Raw genomic sequence first — 3,667 nt, forward strand, 5'->3', positions numbered from 1 at the left:
GGCCGGTCGCGCCGGTGCCCGGCTGGCCGACGTCTTCGGGGCGAGGGTCAGCCGGAGCACGGTCCTGCAGCCAGGGCCTGTTTGGGAAGGGCGTTCGGTGTGATGCCAGGCTCGGCGGGTGGGGCGTGGGGATCTGTCGGATGACCAGTGGGCTGTGCTGGAGCCGTTGTTGCCGGTGGCCGGGGTGGGACGTCCGGCAAGGTCGCGCCGCAGGCTGGTCGACGGGATTCGGTGGCGGGTGCGGACGGGCGCCCCCGTGGCGGGACGTTGCTCCGGAGTACGGACCCTGGCAGACGATCTACGGGTTGTTCCGTCGCTGGCAACGCCAAGGCGTCTGGCAGCAGATACCCACCGCTCTGCAGGCGCGGGCCGATGCGGCAGGAAAGATCGTCTGGGAGGTGAACGTCGACTCCACGATCTGTCGGGCTCACCAGCACGCCGCGGGGCCCAGCGGGACGGGGTCGCGCAGAAAGAGCCGCCGGGCGGTGGGCCAGGAGCCCGCGGACCACGGGCTGGGCCGGTCGCGGGGCGGCTTCACGGCCAAGATTCATTTGGCGTGCGAGCAACGCCAAAGGCCGATGTCTCTGCTCGTCACGGCCGGCCAGCGCGGGGACTCTCCGCAGTTCGAGGCGGTGCTCGAAGCGATTAGGGTGCCACGGAGCGGCCCTGGCCGGCCCCGCACCCGCCCGCTTCGGGTGCGGGGCGACAGGGCGTACTCGCCCAAGGCCAACCGGTCTTACCTGCGTCGACGGGGCATCCGGTGCACCATTCCGGAGCCGGCTGACCAGATCCGCAACCGCAAGCGGCGGGGCACGAGCGGTGGGCGTCCGCCTGGCTTCGACCGTGAGGACTACAAGGCCCGTCATGCCGTCGAGTACGGCATCAACCGGTTGAAGCAGCACCGGGCGGTGGCCACCCGCTTCGACAAGCTCGCCGTCCGCTTCGTGGCGGCCGTCCTCGTCGCCGCGATCAACCAGTGGCTGTGAGGTCCCATGGTGTCGGGCTTGCATGCCATGCTGGCCGCGAGCCCGGGCCGGGCGTCGCACAAGGGGAGAGATCGGTGGCCGCTGACTACTACTGCGCTGACAGCGAGAACGGCGACCACATCGACGACCCGTCCGAAGACGCGATCTTCATGCTGGTCGACGACCTCAACGACACCGACAACACGTTCGTCGTCATCCAGCCCGACGAAGACGACCCTGTCTGGTACGTCTCGGTCACCGTCCTCGACGAGCGCGGATATGAGATCGTCCGCCGCGACGCGAGCCGTCGCGAACACGACGTGATCACCGAGAGCAGCATCGGCACGATCGCTCGCGACCTCATCCTGTGGTTGGCCGCCCGCAGCTTCCCCGGACGGCTGACCAGACGCGCTTTCGACGCCTTCTAAAACATGGCCCAGCTGGGCGCTGCGGTGCACAGGTCCGGACGCCTCGGGCAAATCCTTCGTGATCTCAAAGCCGTGGCCTACTGAAGGGCGCCCGTGCAAGGATGCGGCCGTGCCGAAGCCGACGCCCACCCTCACGGAACGCCGCTCCCCGTGGGTCGTGTTCACGTCCGCCGACGATCCCTGGCTGGTGTCGGAGAGCGCCGCGCTCGTGGAGCGCGACGGCCTGGTGCTTCGGCTGGACGGCCGCGAACTGCGGGACGCACCCTCGGTCTTCCGGACCTTCGCGCGGGAGTTGTCCTTCGTCGGCCACTTCGGTCACAACTGGCACGCACTGGCGGACTGCCTGCACGACTGGCACGGCCCGGGCCACGGCAACCAGGACCTCGCGATCGTGATCGAGCACGCGGACGGCCTGCGGAACGTCGGCTTCCTGGGGCTCCTCGTCTCGGCGCTCGCCGAGGCGGCCTGGAGATCGAACCTCCGCCTCGACGCCGACGGCAACCTCGACGAGGAGTGGCGGCGACGGATCGCCCAGCATTTCGTCCTCCTCCTGGACCACACCTCACCCGCCGCATTCATTGAGGCGGTGGCTCGAGGCATGGATGTGGCGGCGGCCCTGTCGGAGGGCCGCCTGCTCGCCACCCTGACCGACAACGGTTGGCCGGGCGGAGATCCGGCGTCCGCGTTGTGGACGGCCGGCCCGCTCGCCTTCGCCGACGACGAGATCCTCGGCGGCCACTTCGCACGGGCCGTCGAGCAGTTCCGTGCCCGCCTCGACTGTTCGATCCCCGAGGCGACCGACATCCTTCAAGCCCGCTTGGCGTACCTTCGCGAACAGGGACTCCTTCGGGTCACCGAGCGAACCAGATGAAGATGCCCGCTATGAGCAGCCCGGCGCGGTAGACGGTCGCGGTCTTCGGGTTCAGTCGCATGGAGCGCTGGTCGTTGTGACTGCGTCCGGGTTCAGCGTGATCAGCTGTTGGGACCAGCAGTCGGACTGTTGGGTGGCGACCTCAGCCCCACACGCCTCGCAGACCAGGTTGGGGCCATCCAAGCCATCGAGTCCGCAGCACCCACCGAGCCGCCCACGGTCTGGGTGTTTGGACACCCCCAACATGTCTTCCGGATTGAGGACGACCACGCCAGCGTGAGGGCTGAGACGCTGTTGTCTTTCCGAGCTTGAGAGCTGTGTTTGCGCTGCTCAGGCATAGGGCCAGCGGTTCCGCGGCAGTGGTGTCGTGTCGTCGCTCGGATGGAGGTCGGGGATGCCGTCGGTCGTAGGGCTGCTGGAACAGCGGGAGCTCACCGCTCGTCGCCATGTGAACGAGCCTCGCGAGGAGGCCGACCGCATCCACGCCGAGCTGGACATCGCCGAACGGGAGTGGAACGAGTGGGTCATCGCCCGCTCACGCGTCGGCGAGGTGCTGGCCCCGGACAACGGCGCCGTGGGCTGCCCCGACGCGTCGTCCGAGAACCTGCCAGGTCCCGGTGAACCGCCGGTTCGATCCGAACCTGCGGAGGCGGCAAAGCCGAAGTCCGTGGCTTCCATGTGGCGTGCCAGTCGGAAGCCGGTCCCCTGTCCAGCGCCCCGGTGAAAACCAGGTCGATCGTGCTTGCTGTCCGCGGGCTGTCGTAGTCGCGCAGCGGGTCGTCGGCCATCCGGGTCACGTATCCGGCAAGCGGTTCTTGTGGATCGACCTCGCGTGGGGCAACCACGATGCCTAGCTGTTCGTTTTCGCGTCGCCGGCGCCGCGAGCCCGGTGCCCGGGGACCAGCCGGGGGGTGTTCATCGTCCTCAGGTGTTCCGGGGTGGCCGCCGGGGCCTTGCCGCGGCCGCGGGCCCGTCGGGCGGCGTCGTTGCGCAGCTGCTTGAGCTTCTCCCGGGCAGCCGTGGTCGCGGTCTTGGGAACCTCGACCTTGTACTCCCGGCAGTAGGTGACGGTGACGCCGGTAATCCGGCGGTCGATGCTGGACATCGCCGCCTGCTTCTCGGCGTCCCAGCCAGATGACGAAGCCCACCAGGGTGCCGGTGGTGACCACGGTGTCGGGCAGCCGGCGGCCGGTCCGAGGGACCAGCCAGGCCAGGTACTCCTGCCACAGCTCCCAGTCCCGGGCGTACCCGGTCCGTGTCTTGCGCGGCCGGTGGTCGGCGAGGTGCTGCTCGGCGACCTGGTCGAGCGCCTCCAGGACCGCGGCAGTGGCCGGGTCCGGCGGGACCGGGTGGGCGGCGGGCAGCACCGCTCCCCCGATCACCGCTCCCCCGATCACCGTGCC

5 protein-coding genes are annotated in these 3,667 nt (G+C 69.5%); 4 read left to right on the forward strand and 1 reads right to left on the reverse strand.

Annotated features, from left to right (window positions below):
• Positions 1-118: 118 nt before the first annotated feature.
• From ABZ641_RS29305 to ABZ641_RS29320, 4 genes are all read left to right on the forward strand, one after another.
• Positions 119-986, forward strand: a protein-coding gene (locus ABZ641_RS29305; protein WP_359986571.1) for an IS5 family transposase whose coding sequence is annotated in 2 segments (ribosomal slippage) — positions 119-253 and positions 255-986 — 867 coding nt in all. Because the reading frame shifts where the segments join, the coding sequence is not laid out codon by codon here.
• Positions 987-1,060: 74 nt separating this feature from the next.
• The gene (locus ABZ641_RS29310; protein WP_359986574.1) at positions 1,061-1,393 is read left to right on the forward strand and encodes a hypothetical protein; all 333 of its coding nucleotides are present in this window, start codon (positions 1,061-1,063) and stop codon (positions 1,391-1,393) included.
• A 109-nt stretch (positions 1,394-1,502) separates the two neighbouring features.
• The gene (locus ABZ641_RS29315; protein ID WP_359986577.1) at positions 1,503-2,264 is read left to right on the forward strand and encodes a barstar family protein; all 762 of its coding nucleotides are present in this window, start codon (positions 1,503-1,505) and stop codon (positions 2,262-2,264) included.
• Between the two features lie 394 nt (positions 2,265-2,658).
• A complete protein-coding gene (locus tag ABZ641_RS29320; protein ID WP_359986582.1) occupies positions 2,659-2,988 on the forward strand; it encodes a hypothetical protein in 330 nt (109 codons plus the stop codon).
• Positions 2,989-3,114: 126 nt separating this feature from the next.
• Here ABZ641_RS29320 and ABZ641_RS29325 read toward each other — a convergent pair whose 3' ends face one another.
• A complete protein-coding gene (locus tag ABZ641_RS29325; RefSeq protein WP_359986579.1) occupies positions 3,115-3,369 on the reverse strand; it encodes a hypothetical protein in 255 nt (84 codons plus the stop codon).
• Between the last annotated feature and the right edge of the window lie 298 nt (positions 3,370-3,667).

It is taken from the genome of Kitasatospora sp. NPDC007106 (assembly GCF_040634455.1).
GTDB classification, from domain to species: domain Bacteria; phylum Actinomycetota; class Actinomycetes; order Streptomycetales; family Streptomycetaceae; genus Kitasatospora; species Kitasatospora arboriphila.

Excerpts from the sequence above, each read along its gene's own strand:
- ABZ641_RS29320 (WP_359986582.1), top strand. The coding sequence starts at position 2,659 with ATGCCGTCGGTCGTAGGGCTGCTGGAACAGCGGGAGCTCACCGCTCGT.
- ABZ641_RS29325 (WP_359986579.1), bottom strand. The coding sequence starts at position 3,369 with ATGTCCAGCATCGACCGCCGGATTACCGGCGTCACCGTCACCTACTGC.